The organism is Tsukamurella spumae (genome assembly GCF_012396015.1).
GTDB classification, from domain to species: domain Bacteria; phylum Actinomycetota; class Actinomycetes; order Mycobacteriales; family Mycobacteriaceae; genus Tsukamurella; species Tsukamurella spumae.
Map to the genome: position 1 here is coordinate 1 of NZ_JAAXOQ010000008.1, position 14,881 is coordinate 14,881.

General features: G+C 70.1%; 14 protein-coding genes and 1 pseudogene. 8 read left to right on the plus strand and 7 right to left on the minus strand.

Annotation, left to right across the window (positions count from 1 at the left end; translation table 11 throughout):
- From HF999_RS07515 to eno, 3 genes and pseudogenes are all read left to right on the plus strand, one after another.
- Positions 1 to 179: pseudogene (locus HF999_RS07515) on the plus strand (class II fructose-bisphosphate aldolase); the annotation flags it as partial.
- 83 nt (positions 180 to 262) lie between these two features.
- Complete coding sequence (gene gap, locus HF999_RS07520) at positions 263 to 1,282, plus strand: type I glyceraldehyde-3-phosphate dehydrogenase (RefSeq protein ID WP_168545279.1); 1,020 nt, start codon at positions 263 to 265, stop codon at positions 1,280 to 1,282.
- Positions 1,279 to 2,577 (plus strand): phosphopyruvate hydratase, encoded by a 1,299-nt coding sequence (eno, locus tag HF999_RS07525; RefSeq protein ID WP_168545280.1) that lies wholly within the window; start codon positions 1,279 to 1,281, stop codon positions 2,575 to 2,577. Before gap ends, eno begins: the two co-directional genes overlap by 4 nt.
- A 40-nt stretch (positions 2,578 to 2,617) precedes the next feature.
- On the opposite strand, the gene HF999_RS07530 is transcribed toward eno, so the two are convergent.
- Both HF999_RS07530 and glpK read right to left on the minus strand, forming a co-directional pair.
- On the minus strand, positions 2,618 to 3,775 hold the full coding sequence (locus HF999_RS07530) for an aminotransferase-like domain-containing protein (protein ID WP_168545281.1): 1,158 nt from the start codon (positions 3,773 to 3,775) through the stop codon (positions 2,618 to 2,620).
- 67 nt (positions 3,776 to 3,842) lie between these two features.
- Positions 3,843 to 5,396: a glycerol kinase GlpK gene (gene glpK, locus HF999_RS07535; protein ID WP_168545282.1), complete on the minus strand. Its 1,554-nt coding sequence runs from the start codon at positions 5,394 to 5,396 to the stop codon at positions 3,843 to 3,845.
- A gap of 27 nt (positions 5,397 to 5,423) precedes the next feature.
- Between glpK and HF999_RS07540 the strand changes: the two genes are divergently transcribed.
- From HF999_RS07540 to HF999_RS07555, 4 genes are all read left to right on the plus strand, one after another.
- Positions 5,424 to 7,226: a glycerol-3-phosphate dehydrogenase/oxidase gene (locus HF999_RS07540; protein ID WP_246207465.1), complete on the plus strand. Its 1,803-nt coding sequence runs from the start codon at positions 5,424 to 5,426 to the stop codon at positions 7,224 to 7,226.
- A 112-nt stretch (positions 7,227 to 7,338) separates the two neighbouring features.
- On the plus strand, positions 7,339 to 8,346 hold the full coding sequence (locus tag HF999_RS07545; RefSeq protein WP_168545283.1) for a DUF418 domain-containing protein: 1,008 nt from the start codon (positions 7,339 to 7,341) through the stop codon (positions 8,344 to 8,346).
- Position 8,347: 1 nt separating this feature from the next.
- Entirely contained in the window at positions 8,348 to 9,484 is a 1,137-nt protein-coding gene (locus tag HF999_RS07550) for a sensor histidine kinase (protein ID WP_168545284.1), read from the plus strand.
- On the plus strand, positions 9,485 to 10,129 hold the full coding sequence (locus tag HF999_RS07555) for a response regulator (protein ID WP_168545285.1): 645 nt from the start codon (positions 9,485 to 9,487) through the stop codon (positions 10,127 to 10,129). It begins immediately after the preceding gene.
- Here the strand turns inward: HF999_RS07555 and HF999_RS07560 are convergent, their stop codons facing one another.
- Together HF999_RS07560 and HF999_RS07565 are read right to left on the minus strand one after the other, a co-directional pair.
- Positions 10,130 to 10,711 (minus strand): META domain-containing protein, encoded by a 582-nt coding sequence (locus tag HF999_RS07560; protein WP_168545286.1) that lies wholly within the window; start codon positions 10,709 to 10,711, stop codon positions 10,130 to 10,132. It lies immediately after the preceding gene.
- A 50-nt stretch (positions 10,712 to 10,761) separates the two neighbouring features.
- On the minus strand, positions 10,762 to 12,387 hold the full coding sequence (locus tag HF999_RS07565) for an MDR family MFS transporter (RefSeq protein ID WP_246207467.1): 1,626 nt from the start codon (positions 12,385 to 12,387) through the stop codon (positions 10,762 to 10,764).
- Positions 12,388 to 12,515: 128 nt separating this feature from the next.
- Between HF999_RS07565 and HF999_RS07570 the strand changes: the two genes are divergently transcribed.
- Positions 12,516 to 12,959 (plus strand): SRPBCC domain-containing protein, encoded by a 444-nt coding sequence (locus HF999_RS07570; protein WP_168545287.1) that lies wholly within the window; start codon positions 12,516 to 12,518, stop codon positions 12,957 to 12,959.
- Between the two features lie 26 nt (positions 12,960 to 12,985).
- Here HF999_RS07570 and HF999_RS07575 read toward each other — a convergent pair whose 3' ends face one another.
- From HF999_RS07575 to HF999_RS07585, 3 genes are all read right to left on the minus strand, one after another.
- A complete protein-coding gene (locus HF999_RS07575; RefSeq protein ID WP_168545288.1) occupies positions 12,986 to 13,195 on the minus strand; it encodes a dodecin in 210 nt (69 codons plus the stop codon).
- 90 nt (positions 13,196 to 13,285) lie between these two features.
- Positions 13,286 to 13,672, minus strand: a complete 387-nt coding sequence (locus HF999_RS07580; protein WP_168545289.1) for a PaaI family thioesterase — start codon at positions 13,670 to 13,672, stop codon at positions 13,286 to 13,288.
- 157 nt (positions 13,673 to 13,829) lie between these two features.
- Complete coding sequence (locus HF999_RS07585; protein ID WP_168545290.1) at positions 13,830 to 14,720, minus strand: hypothetical protein; 891 nt, start codon at positions 14,718 to 14,720, stop codon at positions 13,830 to 13,832.
- Positions 14,721 to 14,881 lie beyond the last annotated feature (161 nt).

Sequence of the window (14,881 nt, forward strand, 5' to 3'; positions counted from 1 at the left end):
TGGCGGGGCACATGTTCGCCAATTACGACGGTGTGCTCAAGGTCGATGGTGAGGTCGGGAACAAGAAGACCTACGACCCCCGCTCGTACCTGAAGAAGGCCGAGGCGTCGATGGCCGAGCGGGTCGTGGAGGCGTGCAACGACCTCCACTCCGCCGGCAAGTCGATCAGTACCAAGTAGCCGGAAAAGGCTGCATCACAATCTTATCCCGCCCGTCGCAGCGGATTTCGCCGCGCAACGGGCACTCTCGAAAGGAACAAGTCATGACGATTCGTGTAGGCGTGAACGGATTCGGCCGGATCGGCCGCAACTTCTTCCGCGCGGTCGCCGCGCAGAAGGCACTGGGCACCACCGACATCGAGATCGTGGCGGTCAACGACCTCACCGACAACGCGATGCTCGCCCACCTGCTCAAGTTCGATTCCATCCTGGGACGCCTCGATGAGGACGTGGTCGCCGATGGCGACACCATCCGCGTCGGCGATCAGGTCATCAAGGCCCTGGAGGTGCGCGAGGGTCCGGCGGCGCTGCCGTGGGGTGATCTCGGTGTCGATGTCGTCATCGAGTCGACCGGCATCTTCACCGCCCGGGACAAGGCCCAGGGGCACCTGGATTCCGGCGCCAAGAAGGTGATCGTCTCGGCGCCGGCCGACGGTGCCGATCTCACCGTGGTCATGGGTGTCAACGACGACCAGTACGACGGCAGCCAGGACGTCATCTCCAACGCCTCGTGCACGACCAACTGCCTCGGCCCCCTGGCGAAGGTCGTCAACGACGAGTTCGGCATCGTCAAGGGCCTGATGACCACGGTCCACGCCTACACCCAGGACCAGAACCTGCAGGACGGCCCGCACAAGGATCCGCGCCGTGCCCGTGCCGCCGCCATCAACGTGGTTCCCACCTCCACCGGCGCCGCGAAGGCCATCGGGCTCGTGCTGCCCGAGCTCGCGGGCAAGCTCGACGGCTACGCGCTGCGCGTGCCGATCCCCACCGGCTCGGTGACGGATCTGACTGTGCAGCTGGAGAAGAAGGCCACCGTCGAGGAGATCAACGCGGCCATGAAGGCAGCAGCCGTGGGCGACCTCGAGGGCATCCTCAAGTACTACGACGCCCCGATCGTCTCCTCCGACATCGTCACCGACCCGCACAGCTCGCTGTTCGACGCCGGCCTGACCAAGGTCATCGACGACCAGGCCAAGGTCGTGTCCTGGTACGACAACGAGTGGGGCTACAGCAACCGCCTCGTCGATGTCGCGGGCCTCGTCGGGAAGTCGCTCCGATGACCTCGACCCAGCGCGGTGTCTCCGACATCATCCAGGTGGGCGCCCGCGAGATCCTCGATTCCCGTGGCAATCCCACGGTGGAGGTGGAGGTGGTGTTGGCCGACGGTAGTTTCGCTCGGGCGGCGGTGCCGTCGGGTGCGTCGACCGGTGAGCATGAGGCTGTGGAGTTGCGTGACGGTGGTGATCGTTACCTGGGTAAGGGCGTGACGAAGGCCGTTGAGGGTGTGCTGGAGGTGATCGCGCCGGAGGTGATCGGTATCCCGGCGGATGAGCAGCGGATCATCGATCAGACGCTGCTGGATCTGGATGGCACCCCGGATAAGAGCCGCCTGGGTGCGAACGCGCTGCTGGGTGTGTCGCTGGCGGCGGCGAAGGCCGCGGCGGAGTCGGCGGCGTTGCCGTTGTTCCGTTACCTGGGTGGGCCGAACGCGCACATCCTGCCGGTGCCGATGATGAACATCCTCAACGGTGGTGCGCATGCCGATAGTGGTGTGGATGTGCAGGAGTTCATGGTCGCGCCGATCGGGGCGGAGACCTTCAAGGAGTCGCTGCGGTGGGGTGCGGAGGTGTATCACGCCTTGAAGTCGGTGCTCAAGAAGAAGGGCCTGAACACCGGCCTCGGCGACGAGGGTGGTTTCGCGCCGTCCGTCGCCGGCACGCGGGAGGCGTTGGAGCTGATCTCGGAGGCGATCGCCACCACCGGCCTGACGTTGGGGTCGGATGTGGCGTTGGCGTTGGATGTCGCGGCTACCGAGTTCTACGGACCGGAGGGGTACAGGTTCGAGGGTAGGACGCTGACGGCTGCGGAGATGGGTGAGTTCTACCGTGGTCTGGTCGGTGAGTTCCCGCTGGTCTCGATCGAGGATCCGCTCTCGGAGGACGATTGGGAGGGGTGGGTTGATCTGACTGATGCGATCGGTGAGAAGGTGCAGTTGGTCGGTGATGATCTGTTCGTGACCAATCCGGAGCGTCTTGAGGACGGTATTGCTCGTGGTGCTGCGAATGCGTTGCTGGTGAAGGTCAATCAGATCGGTACGTTGACGGAGACCTTGGATGCGGTGGCGTTGGCGCATAACAATGGTTACAAGTCGATGATGAGTCATCGTTCGGGTGAGACGGAGGATACGACGATCGCTGATCTTGCGGTCGCGGTCGGGTCGGGTCAGATCAAGACCGGTGCTCCGGCGCGTAGTGAGCGGGTGGCTAAGTACAACCAGTTGCTGCGTATCGAGGAGGAGTTGGGGGACGCGGCGCGGTACGCCGGCGACACCGCCTTCCCGCGGTACGACGGGTGACCCCGCACGGCCACTGGGAGATCCCCAGTGGCCGTGCTGGTCACAGCACCGTCGCCAGCCGTCGGACCGCCTCCCGGAGCTCGTCGGGCCCGGAGGTGGTGAAACACAGCCGAAGCGCGTGGCCGAGGTCGCGGTGCACGGCGAACGCGGAGCCGGGGACGTAGGCCACGCCCGCGGCAACGGCATCGCGCAGCCGTGCCGATGTGACTGTGCCGTCGGCGAATTCACCCCACAGGAACATGCCGCCCTCGGGCGCGGTGAGGTGCAGCCGGTCGCCGAAGGCGTCGGTGAGCGCCGTGTGGAGGGCGAGGGCGCGCTCGCCGTACACGGCGCGGATCGTCTGGATGTGGTCGTCGATCCACGCGGAGTCGGCGAGCAGCTCCGCGGCCACCGCCTGCGTGAGGCTCGAACCGCACAGATCGGCGCCCTGTTTGAGCCGCTCGACGAGCGCGAGCACGGCCGGGTCGCCGTGCATCCAGCCCACCCTCAGCCCGGGGGCCACGATCTTGGACGCGCTGGACAGACGGATCACCCGGTCGGAGAACGCGGCGACGGGCGGCACCGTCGGGCCGGCGAACCGCAGCTCTCCGTACGGGTCGTCCTCGATGATCCAGAATCCGAATTCGTCTGCGAGCTCAGCGAGTTCGCGTCGCCGTTCCACCGTCATGGTGGCACCGCCGGGGTTGTGGAAGTTGGAGACCGTGTGGACGATCCGGACCTGCTCGCGCTGCAGCAGCGGCCGTAGCTCGTCGATGCGCATTCCACCGGAGTCCAGCGGCACGCCGACCACCCGGGCGCGGGTGGTGTCGAAGGCCTGCAGCGCTCCGATGTAACCCGGATCCTCGACGATCACCGTGTCGCCGGGATCGAGCAGCGCCTGCGCGAGGAGCGAGAGCGCCTGCTGGGAACCGTGCGTGATGATGACGGTGCCGGCATCGCGTCCGAGCTTCGCGGACTCGCGGGTGTGGACGATCTCGCGCAGCGACGGCGCGCCCGTGGTCACTCCGTACTGCAGGGCGGCCGGGGACGCGAGCGCCGCCTGCGTGGCACGAGCTACCCGCGCGGTGGGCAGGAGCTCGGGTGCGGGCAGCCCGCCGGCGAGCGAGAGGACGTCGGGCCGTTCGGTGACGGCGAGCAGGTCGCGGATCGCCGAACCGCGGACGGCACGGACGGACTGGGAGCCTCGTTCTTCGGACATGCGAGGAGTCTGTCAGCGCGAATCCCACGTGTCGAGAGGATTATCTCAGTAATTGAGAAGGTACGGGTCAAGCCCAGTTCAACGTGCGGTCCACCGCGCGGTTCCACTCGCTGAAGAGATGCTCGCGCTGTTCGGCGGGCATCGTCGGCAGCCAGCGCCGGTCCTCGGCCCAGTTGGTGCGGATCTCGTCGAGCGTCCAGACACCGGTCGCGTAGCCGGCGGCGTACGCGGCGCCGAGGGCCGTGGTCTCGATGATCCGCGGCCGGATCACGGGCACGTTCAGCACGTCCGCCTGGAACTGCATGAGCGTGTCGTTGACCACCATGCCGCCGTCCACCCGCAGCTCGGTGAGCGGGATGCCGCTGTCCGCGTTCATGGCGTCGATCACCTCGCGGGACTGGTAGGCCGTGGCCTCCAACGCCGCCCGCGCGATGTGCCGCTTGTCGGAGAACCGCGTCAGGCCCACGATCACGCCGCGGGCGTCGGGCCGCCAGCGCGGTGCGAACAGGCCCGAGAAGGCCGGCACCACGTACACGCCGCCGTTGTCCGGGACGGCGGTCGCGAGCTCCTCCACCTCGGGCGCCGCCGAGATGATGCCGAGGTTGTCGCGCAGCCACTGCACCAGCGAGCCGCTCACCGCGACCGAGCCCTCCAGGGCGTACACCGGCGCACCGTCGCCCAATCGGTAACAGACGGTGGTCAACAGCCCGTGCTCGCTGAAGACCGGCCGCTCGCCCGTGTTGACCAGCAGGAAGTTCCCCGTGCCGTAGGTGTTCTTGGCCGTCCCCGGATCGAGCGCGGCCTGGCCGAACATGGCGGCCTGCTGATCGCCGAGGATGCCGGCGATCGGCACGCCCCCGAAGACGCCGCGCTCGCGGACCGTGCCGTACACCTCGGAGCTGGACCGGATCTCGGGCAGCATCGACACGGGAACGCCCATGGCCGCGCACGTCGCGGGGTCCCAGGCGCTATCGGCGAGGCTCATCAGCATCGTCCGCGAGGCGTTCGTGATGTCGGTGATGTGCAGGGGGCGCGCGCCGTCGGCCGAGGCGTCGCCGAAGTCGTCGTCCGTGGTCAGGTTCCACACCAGCCACGAGTCGATCGTCCCCGCGCACAGCTCGCCGCGCTCGGCGCGCTCGCGGGCACCGTCGACGTTGTCGAGGATCCAGGCGATCTTCGGCCCCGAGAAGTACGTGGACAGCGGGAGGCCGCAGGACCGCTTGAACCGGTCCCGGTCCGGCTCCTCGAGGCCCACGGACGCGAGCTCCTCGCACAGCTCCTCGGTGCGGGTGTCCTGCCAGACGATGGCGTTGTGGATCGGCTCGCCCGTGGCCCGGTCCCACACGACCACCGTCTCGCGCTGATTGGTGATCCCGACGGCCGCGATGTCGGCCGCGGTGAGGTCGGCGGTCGCCAGCGCCTGCGAGCACACCAGGCGCGTGTTCACCCATATCTGCGTGGCGTCGTGCTCCACCCACCCGCCGCGTGGGAAGATCTGGTCGTGTTCCCGTTGTTCGGAGGCCACGATGGTCCCGCGCCGGTCGAAGATGATGCACCGAGTCGAACTGGTGCCCTGATCGATAGCGGCGACGAACTGCGGGTCGCGAGATGTAACTGCCACGCCCGAATACTGACATGGGGATCACTGATGAACGCTGCCAACCCTGAAACCGCCACTGCCGCGGCCACGCCCACGGGGGTCTCGACCACCGCGCCGCTGCTGTCGCCGGAGTACCGGGCACAGGCCTGGGACCGGCTCGGGTCCGAGGAGTTCGATGTCGTCGTGATCGGCGGCGGCGTCGTCGGTGTCGGGTCGGCGCTGGACGCGGCCACCCGCGGGCTCAAGGTGGCGCTCGTCGAGGCCCGTGACTTCGCGTCCGGCACCAGCTCGCGCAGCTCGAAGATGTTCCACGGCGGCCTGCGGTACCTCGAGCAGCTGGAGTTCGGGCTGGTCCGCGAGGCCCTGCACGAGCGCGAGCTGTCGCTCTCGACGCTCGCGCCGCACCTGGTCAAGCCGCTGCCCTTCCTCGCACCGCTCACCAAGCGCGTGATCGAGCGGCCCTACATGGCCGCCGGCATGTTCCTCTACGACACCATGGGCGGCGCCAAGTCCGTGCCCGCGCAGAAGCACCTCACCCGGGCCGGCGCCCTGCGCCTGGCCCCGGGCCTGAAGCGGGACGCGCTCATCGGCGGCATCCGCTACTTCGACACCGTCGTCGACGACGCCCGGCACACCATGACCGTCGCCCGCACGGCCGCCCACTACGGCGCCGTCGTACGGACATCGACGCAGGTCGTGGACTTCCTTCGCGAGGCCGACCGGGTCTCCGGCGTGGTGGTCCGCGACAGTGAGACCGGCGCCGTCACCGACATTCGTTCCACCGTGGTCATCAACGCGACCGGCGTATGGACCGACGAGCTGCAGGCCCTGTCCCATCAGAAGGGGCGCTTCCGGGTCCGGGCCAGCAAGGGCGTGCACATCCTCGTGCCGCGCGACCGCATCGTCAGCGACGTCGCCCTGATCCTGCGCACCGAGAAGAGCGTCCTGTTCGTCATCCCGTGGGGCATCCACTGGATCATCGGCACGACCGACACCGACTGGAACCTCGATCTCGCGCACCCCGCCGCCACCGCGACGGACATCGACTACATCCTCGACCACGTCAACAAGGTGCTCATCACCGAGCTGACCCGCGACGACATCACCGGCGTCTACGCGGGCCTGCGCCCGCTGCTGGCCGGCGAGTCGGACGAGACCAGCAAGCTCTCCCGCGAGCACGCCGTCGCCGCGATCGCGCCGGGCCTCGTGACGATCGCGGGCGGCAAGTACACCACCTACCGGGTGATGGCGTCGGACGCCGTCGACGCCGCGGAGGCCTACCTGCCGCACAAGGTGCCCGCCTCCTGCACGGAGAAGGTGCCGCTCGTCGGCGCGGACGGCTACTACGCGCTCACCAACCAGACGACGTCGATCGCGCGCGAGCACGACGTGCATCCGCACCGCGTCACGCACCTGCTGAACCGGTACGGCTCGCTCATCGGCGACGTCCTGGCGCTGGCCGACGCGGACCGGGGCCTGCTCGAGCCGCTGGCCGGTGCCCCGCAGTACCTGCGCGTCGAGGCCGTGTACGCCGCGAAGGCCGAGGGCGCGCTGCACCTCGAGGACGTCCTGGCCCGCCGCACCCGCATCTCCATCGAGTACGCCGACCGCGGACTCGAGGCGGCCGCCGAGGTCGCCGAGCTCATCGCACCGATCCTCGGCTGGTCCGGCGCAGACGTCGCCCGCGAGCTGGAGAACTACGGCGCGCGCGTGGCCGCGGAGATCGAGTCGCAGAACATGCCCGACGACGAGACCGCCGACGCCCTGCGTGCGGCGGCGCCCGAGGCGCGGGGCGAGATCCTCGAGCCCGTCCCCGTCCCGGGCAGCACGACGAAGGCCGTGGGGCGCTGACGGTGCCCGGCGGGCCCCGGCGCGCACGGTAGGCCGAACGGCCGATCCCGCGCGCGCAGGTGCGTCCTTTCGGCTGATCCGGGGGGCGGCACCGTCGGGCATCGTGGCCCGTATGACCCGCTATCGCTTCCTCGACGTACTCCGCGGCTTCGCGCTGCTCGGCATCCTGCTGGTGAACGTGCTCGACATCGCGACGCCGCACGGCGAGCCGGCCGGGCGCGCGGTCCTCGACCTCGCCGTGCAGAGCCGGTTCGTGCCGATCTTCACCCTGATGTTCGGGGTGTCCCTGTACCTCATCGCCGGCGGCGCGCGGCGCCGCGGCACGGCCGGATGGTCGGCGCTGGCGCTGCGGATGCTCGCGCTCGGGGCCATCGGCGCGGTGCACATGCTGCTCTACTCCGGCGACATCCTCCGGTCCTACGCGATCGGCGGCCTGCTGGTGATCCCGCTCGTGGTCTGGCTGCCGGCGTGGATCAACCTGCTCCTCGGCACCGCGCTCACCGGCCTCGCGTTCGGGCTCGGCTCCGGGGGCGTCGAGACGCTGCCCGGCCTGATGCTCGTGGGCGCGGGTGCCGCGGGGCTGGGCGTGCCGGCCCTGCTGGAGGGGTCCCGACGGTTCGCCGGCGTGCTGCTCGCGCTGTCCGTCGCGGTCGCCGCACCGCTCCTGTGGCGGTACCTGCAGGCCGGTGGCGGCGACCCGAGGTTCAGCGTCGACGGTGCTCGTGCGGGTCTGTGCATGGCGGTGGGGTACATCGCGGTGCTCGCGCTGCTGTGGCAGCTGAGGCCCGTCCGGCGGGTGCTCGCGGCGGTGTTCGAGCCGCTGGGCAGGATGTCGCTGACCAACTACGTCGGGGCGTCGCTCGTGACCGTGGTCGCCGCGCCCGTCCTGGGGCTCGCGGCCGAGTCCACGATCGGACCGACCAGCTGCTACGCGGTCGTCCTGATCCTGGTGCAGTCCGCGGCCTCGCGGCTGTGGCTCGCGCACTTCCGGTACGGTCCGCTCGAGTGGGTGGTGCGCGCGGCCACCTGGCGAACGCGGCCCCCGTTCCGGCGCGACCCCGGGCCGTCGGACCCGGCTGCGGCACGGCGGACCGTCGACCCCGCTCGGATAGATTCGTGACATGAAGCGTTCCGGCGCGATCGGTTTCGCGGCGCTGGCCCTGATCCCCTGGGCGATCGGGGTCCTGTTGACGGCCGAATCGGCGCGGGGCCTCGCGGGTCACCGCGCGGCGTGGAGCCTGGTGGTCGAGATCCTGACCTCGGTCGGCGCACTGATCGTGCTGGCCGCCGTGGTCCGTCGATGGCCGATCGGCGCGGCGTGGTCCGGCATCGGGCTCGCCCTCCTGACGGCGGTGACCGCCGCCACGGCCCTCGAGTACCCGATCTGGCCCGCGGGCGCGAGCTGGCTGTTCGTCCTCGTGGCCGGCGTCGCCGCCGCGCGGGCGGAGTCCGTGGTCGACGGTGCCCTGGTCGCCGCCGCGGCGGTGCTCGCGGTGCTGTCCATCGCGCCGACCGCCCGGCAGGATCCGACGTTGTGGGTCGTGGCGCTGCTCGCGGCGGGCGCGACCGCCACCTCGATCGGTTTCGGGCATCGGCATCGCGTCGCGGAGCGGCGGTTGGTGACGGCGCGGGCGGACGCCTCGGTGAACGAGCGCAGAGCCATGGCGCGTGAACTGCACGATGTCATCGCCCACGAGGTGACCGGGATCGTGGTGCTCGCGCAGGCGGGGATCGCCGCCGGCGACGACGGGAGCGGCGTGCTCGCCCGCATCGAACGCAGCGGTGCGCGGGCCCTGGCCGACATCCGGGCCATGGTCGGCACGCTGCGCGACCCGGACGTCGTCGCGCCGCCGCGGGCACCGTCGGCCTCCGGCGCGGCGGGGCTGCGCGCGACCCTGGAGCCGCTCGCCTCCACCTCCGTCCTCGTGCACGTGGCGGCGGAGGCGGACGGCGAGGACGTCTCGGATCTGGTGCGGCTCGTCGCGCACCGCGTCGTGTCCGAGGGCATCACCAACGCGCGCCGGCACGCCGCGGGCTCGGTGGTACGGGTCACCGTCGAGCGGGCCGACGGTGAGCTGCTGGTGGACGTCGTGGACGACGGACCCTCCGCGGGCGGGCCGCCCGGGCCCGGGCCCGGCGGCGGAACGGGGCTGATCGGGCTGATGGAGAGGTCGGCGACGGTCGGCGGCACGGTGACCGCCGGGCCGGAGGAGAACGGATGGCGGCTCGCTGCGCGGCTGCCGGTGAGGCAGGTGTGAATGACGATCCGGGTGGTGCTCGCCGACGACCAGGAGATGGTGCGGATCGGGTTCGCCATGATCCTCGGCGCCGCGTCCGATGTGGAGGTGGTGGGCCAGGCGGCCGACGGTGCCGAGGCCGTCGCAGTGATCGCCGAGACCCGGCCCGATGTCGCGCTCCTGGACATCCGGATGCCGCGCGTCGACGGGATCGAGGTGTGCCGGCGGGTGACCGCGGCGGGTACCCGGGCGGTGATGGTCACGACCTTCGGCGAACCCGACTACGTGGATGCGGCGCTGGCCGCAGGTGCGTCGGGGTTCCTGCTCAAGGACGCGGGCCCCGACCTGCTGCTCGCCGCGGTGCGGGCGGCCGCGTCGGGGGACGCCCTGATCAGCCCCGAGCTCACCGTCGACCTGCTGCGCCGCAGCCGGGGCATGGGGCGGGGCTCCGCCGACGCGGTGGCGGCGCTCGGCGAGCTGACCGCGCGGGAGCGGGAGGTGGCACGGTGCGTCGCGCGCGGCCGGACCAACGCGGAGATCGCCGATGAACTGGTGATCAGCCTCGGCACGGTCAAGACCCACCTCGGCGCGGTCACGCGACGACTGGGAGCGCGCAACCGCGTCGAGATCGCCGCGGCCGTGTGGGCCGCGGGCGAGGTGGACTGACTACCGGGCCTGGGCGGCGGTGGTGGCGGGCGCTGCGGAGGTGGCGGACGCGGAGGGTGCTGCGGAGGTGGCGGGCGCGGAGGTCGCCGCGGAGGTGGACGGTGTCGCCGATGCGGACGGCGAGCCCGCGGGGGTGAGCACGAAGGTCCACGACCGGTTGTTGTCCGGATCGGTCAGCACGAGCTCGGCGCCGTTGCGCGACCAGATCCGCACGCCCTTGAGGGCCTCGCTGATGGCGGTCTGGGTGCCCTTCGGATCGGGGCAGTACATCATGGTGGAGGCGACGCCGTTGCCGAAGTCGAAGCGGTCCGCGCTGGCCAGCGATGCCGCGCTGCCGGTGAGCGAGTTGCACGAGTCGTTGCCCGAGATGTTGGAGCCCTGGACCCGGAACCAGGCCTGGGGGTCGGACTTCAGGCGCCACTGCGAGCCCACGATCGAGGGCTTCGACGGCGCCGCCGCACTCGGCTTCACGGAGCCGGACGGGTTGGCGGGATCGGCGCCCGCGGATGCGGCGCACCCGGCCGTGAGGACGGCGGCACCCGCGAGCAGAGGAAGGACGAGGGAGGCGGTCATACGCATCATGTGTGCGATTATGCCGCCTCCCTCGTCACAGGGGAAACTTCAGTAACACCCTAGTTGGGCTTCGCGACCTCCACCGGCGTGCGATCCTCGGCCTGAGTCGAGGTCGTCGAAGCCGTGATCGCGGGCCCGGCGGCCTGCTCGGCGTCCTGGTCGGCGGTGTCGATCGCGGCGTCGGGGGCCATGTCGATCGTCGTGCGAAGCGGCTTGTTCGGCAGGAACGCGACGGCGATCAGTGTGACGATCGAGCAGGCGGTCGCGACCAGGAAGATCCGGCTGGTGGCGTCGCCGAACGCCGCATTGGTGATCGCCCGGATGAGCGGGCTGTGCGGGTCGCGGATGCCGTTCGTGACGACCCCCTCCTTGACCAGGTCCGTGACGCGTGCGGTGAGCACCGCGCCGAGGGCCGACACGCCGATCGCGCCGCCGAAGGTGCGGAAGAAGGCGACGGAGCTCGAGGCCGCGCCGATGTTGTGCACGCTGACGGTGTTCTGCACCGCGAGCACCAGGTTCTGCATCAGGGCACCGACGCCCAGGCCCATGATCGCGATGTAGAGCTGCACCTGCCAGATCGGGGTCAGGTGATCGATCGTGCTGAGCAGGGCGAAACCTGCGACGAGGACGATCGCGCCGCCCACGACGAAGCGCTTCCAGTTGCCGGTGCGCGTGATCAGCTGGCCGGACGCGATGGACGACAGGAGCATGCCCGCGACCATCGGGATGGTGAGGACGCCGGCCATCGTCGGGCTGTAGCCGCGCGAGTTCTGGAAGTACAGGCCCAGGAAGGACATCGCGCCGAACATGCCGACACCGACGGTGATCGAGGCGATGATCGCGAGCGCGGTGGTGCGCTCGGCGATGATCTGCAACGGGATGATCGGGTCCTTGGCGCGCAGCTCCACGAGCACCGTCGCGATGAGCAGCACGATGCCGACGGCCAGGTAGACGGCCGAGGAGGTCGAGACCCAGCCGTAGTTCTTACCGGCGAAGGAGACCCAGATGAGCAGGACGGATACGCCCGCGGTCAGCAGTGTGGCACCGAGCCAGTCGATGGTGACCTCGTCCTTGCGCTCGGACGTCAGGTGCAGGGTCCGCTGGATGAGGACCAGTGCGGCGAGCGCCAGCGGGACGCTGACGTAGAAGCACCAGCGCCAGCCGATGTGGTCGGTGATGACGCCGCCCAGGATCGGTCCGCCGGCCATCGACACACCCATGACGGCGCCCATGTAGCCGGAGTAGCGGCCGCGCTCGCGCGGCGGGATGATGCTGCCGATGATCGCGACCACGAGGGCCGTGAGGCCGCCCATGCCGATGCCCTGAATGACGCGGGCCACCAGCAGGATCTCGACGTTCGGGGTGGCGCCGGCCAGTACCGAGCCGATCACGAAGATGATGATCGCGGCTTGGACCAGGACCTTCTTGTTGAACAGGTCGGCCAGCTTGCCCCAGATCGGGGTCGACGCGGCGTTCGCCAGCAGGGCCGTCGTGATGACCCAGGAGAACGCCGTGGTGGACGCGCCCAGGTCGGCGATGATCCGGGGGAGCGCCGTGGACACGACTGTGGTGCTCAGGAGGGCCGTGAACAGGGCGGCGAGCAGGCCCGCCATGACCTCGAGGATCTCTCGGTGGGTCATGGGGGCTGCGGACTGGGGCGGTGTTTCCACCGTGGTCTCGGACATCGGACCTTCCTTCTAAGCTCTAAGCAATAACTTGCAGGGTGCAACTGTAACGTCTGCGAAGATATTCCGCCAAGTCGTTAGTGTGTGATCCGGCTCGCATTGAGTGGAACATGTTCTAGATTCGGGGCATGGCCTTCGTCATCGACCACACGCGCGAGATCGCGGCACCGCCCGCGCTCGTCTGGCAAGCGCTCACCGACTTCGACTCGTACCCGTCGTGGAACCCGTTCGCGGTCGAGGCGACCTGCGATCTTCGGCCCGGCGGCGCGATCGTCATGCGGGTGGCGCTCCGCCCACCGAAGGTGATGACCCAGAAGGAGTTCATCGTCTCGGTCGACGAGGGGCGCGGCTTCGCGTACGCCATGAAGCCGGCGCCCGCCGGGCTGCTGCGGAGCATTCGCGAGCAGAGCATCGTCGACCTCGGTGACGGGCGATCGCGCTACACCTCGCACTTCCAGCTCGACGGTCCGCTGTCACCCGTCGTAGGAGCGATCCTCGGCGGGAACCTGCGCCGGGGCTTCGAGGGGAACGCCGACGGACTGGTCGCGCGGGCGGAGTTCCTCGCCCGCTGACGTCCGGCGGCGTGCGGGACCGGCGCTCAGTCGTCCATCCGGAAGCCGATCTTCAGCGTCACCTGGGTGTGTGCGACGGCACCGTCCTCGATGTGGCCGCGGGTGGAGACCACCTCGAACCACTCCAGGTTCCGCATCGTCTCCGCGGCGCGACGCACCGCGTTGGCGACGGCGGCGTCGTACCCCTCGGTGGAGGTGCCGACCACTTCGATCACTCGATACACGTTGTTCGTCATACCTGCTCATGCTCCGCCTTTGCGGCGGGCGGGGTGGCGGAACGGCGAGGTCGGTGCCCGCGGGCGCGCCGTGCTGCCGGATGCTCCGCGCTACCGGGCGCGGATGCGGCGGGTGAACCGGGCGGTGGCGCGGGCGACCACCTGATCGCCGGCGTCGGTGACGCGGATGACGAACAGGTCCTCCTTCGGCAGGCGCTCGCCCACGGTCGCCTCCGCGCGCAGAGCATCGCCGAGGCGGGTCGGCCGCAGGTAGTCGATGTGGATCGCGCTGGCTACGCCGGTGTGCTCGTCGTCGTTGGCCGCCGCCGCGACGGCCGTGCCGACCAGCGCGAAGATGAACGCTCCGTGCGTCGTGTCGTGCGGGTTGAGGTGGTCCTCGGTGACGGTCGTGGTCGACACCGCCCGACCGCCGCCGTGCCCCGTCACCTCGATGCCGAGGAACTGCGCGTACCGGTCCACGGGCTGCTGCGTGCTCATCGGTCAATCATCGCGGACGGCGTCACGGCCCACGCACCGTCTCCCCCCCGATCCGTTCCCTCCCCACCGGACCGCCGGGTGAATCGGTGGGGAGGGAACGAATCGGGGGGAGCGCTGGCGTTGTGGTGGGGAGGCGACGAACGGGGTGGGGCGGTGATCACGTGAGCGGCGGGACGACGAGGCCGTGGCGGGCCATGGCCGGTAGGAGGAGCGCGTGCAGTGCGCCGGTGCGCGTGAGGTGCCGCCACTTCCATCGGACCACCTCGATCCCGGAGTCCGTGAACTCGGCCGCGCGCTCCTTCTCCTCCGACAGCGCGACGGCTCGCTCCGCCGCGGTCTCCCCGTACTTGCTCTCGCCGTCGAACTCGCCGATCAGTGTCCCCCAGTCGAAGTCGGCGAAGTACGACCGACCGCCGATCCGGTGTTCGGTCTGGAGCGGGGGACGGGGCAGCTTCCAGTTCAGCATGTCGACCCGCGACCACGACTCACCGGGCGACTCGCTGTGTTCCACCGAAAGGTCCAGTGCACGTTGGGCGTTGACCGTGCCTCGACGGCCGCGGAGGCGATCGAGGCAGCCCTGCAGTTCCGCGAGGGGCACGGGCGCCGGATCGTCGGGTTCCGGGTAGCGACGGACCAGACGGACCGCGTCGAACGCGCAGACGCCGCGGATCAGATCGTCGCTCATCGCGACATCGACGGCCGTGCGGGCGCGCGAGGTGACGGGGATGCCGTCCACCGTTGTGGTCTCCCCGGGGAGGATCGGACGAGGGTGCAGGTGCACCTTGCCGGCCTTGCCGCCCCGGACGCCGCCACCGTGGTCGCGGCCGGTGGTGAAGTGGACATGGGTGCGCTGCGGATTGATGAAGGGGATGTCGTGGAGCGCCGCGGCGCTCTCGTGGCTGACCACGTGGATGCGGTTCACGCTGGCCGCCCGCACGCGCAGCAGGTACCGCACCCAGGGCTTGCTTGCTGTCGTCCGGCTCGGTGTACATGCCGCTCGCCAGCCGTTCGAGTGCGCCGGCGGCCACGGCGCGGCTGATGTCGCCACTGCTCCACCCCGTCGACTCCAGATGCCCCCGCGTCAGGATCGTCCCCATCTCCGCAGTGAACCAGCTCCCGCCGCCGCGAATGCCCGCGGAGACACGGTTGTCCACAGGTCCACCCGCATCCGACGATGCGGAAGGTGCGTTCCTCCACAGTCCTCATCCC

Excerpts from the sequence above, each read along its gene's own strand:
- gap (WP_168545279.1), top strand. The coding sequence starts at position 263 with ATGACGATTCGTGTAGGCGTGAACGGATTCGGCCGGATCGGCCGCAAC.
- eno (WP_168545280.1), top strand. The coding sequence starts at position 1,279 with ATGACCTCGACCCAGCGCGGTGTCTCCGACATCATCCAGGTGGGCGCC.
- HF999_RS07530 (WP_168545281.1), bottom strand. The coding sequence starts at position 3,775 with ATGTCCGAAGAACGAGGCTCCCAGTCCGTCCGTGCCGTCCGCGGTTCG.
- HF999_RS07540 (WP_246207465.1), top strand. The coding sequence starts at position 5,424 with ATGAACGCTGCCAACCCTGAAACCGCCACTGCCGCGGCCACGCCCACG.
- HF999_RS07545 (WP_168545283.1), top strand. The coding sequence starts at position 7,339 with ATGACCCGCTATCGCTTCCTCGACGTACTCCGCGGCTTCGCGCTGCTC.
- HF999_RS07550 (WP_168545284.1), top strand. The coding sequence starts at position 8,348 with ATGAAGCGTTCCGGCGCGATCGGTTTCGCGGCGCTGGCCCTGATCCCC.
- HF999_RS07555 (WP_168545285.1), top strand. The coding sequence starts at position 9,485 with ATGACGATCCGGGTGGTGCTCGCCGACGACCAGGAGATGGTGCGGATC.
- HF999_RS07560 (WP_168545286.1), bottom strand. The coding sequence starts at position 10,711 with ATGATGCGTATGACCGCCTCCCTCGTCCTTCCTCTGCTCGCGGGTGCC.
- HF999_RS07565 (WP_246207467.1), bottom strand. The coding sequence starts at position 12,387 with ATGTCCGAGACCACGGTGGAAACACCGCCCCAGTCCGCAGCCCCCATG.
- HF999_RS07570 (WP_168545287.1), top strand. The coding sequence starts at position 12,516 with ATGGCCTTCGTCATCGACCACACGCGCGAGATCGCGGCACCGCCCGCG.
- HF999_RS07575 (WP_168545288.1), bottom strand. The coding sequence starts at position 13,195 with ATGACGAACAACGTGTATCGAGTGATCGAAGTGGTCGGCACCTCCACC.
- HF999_RS07580 (WP_168545289.1), bottom strand. The coding sequence starts at position 13,672 with ATGAGCACGCAGCAGCCCGTGGACCGGTACGCGCAGTTCCTCGGCATC.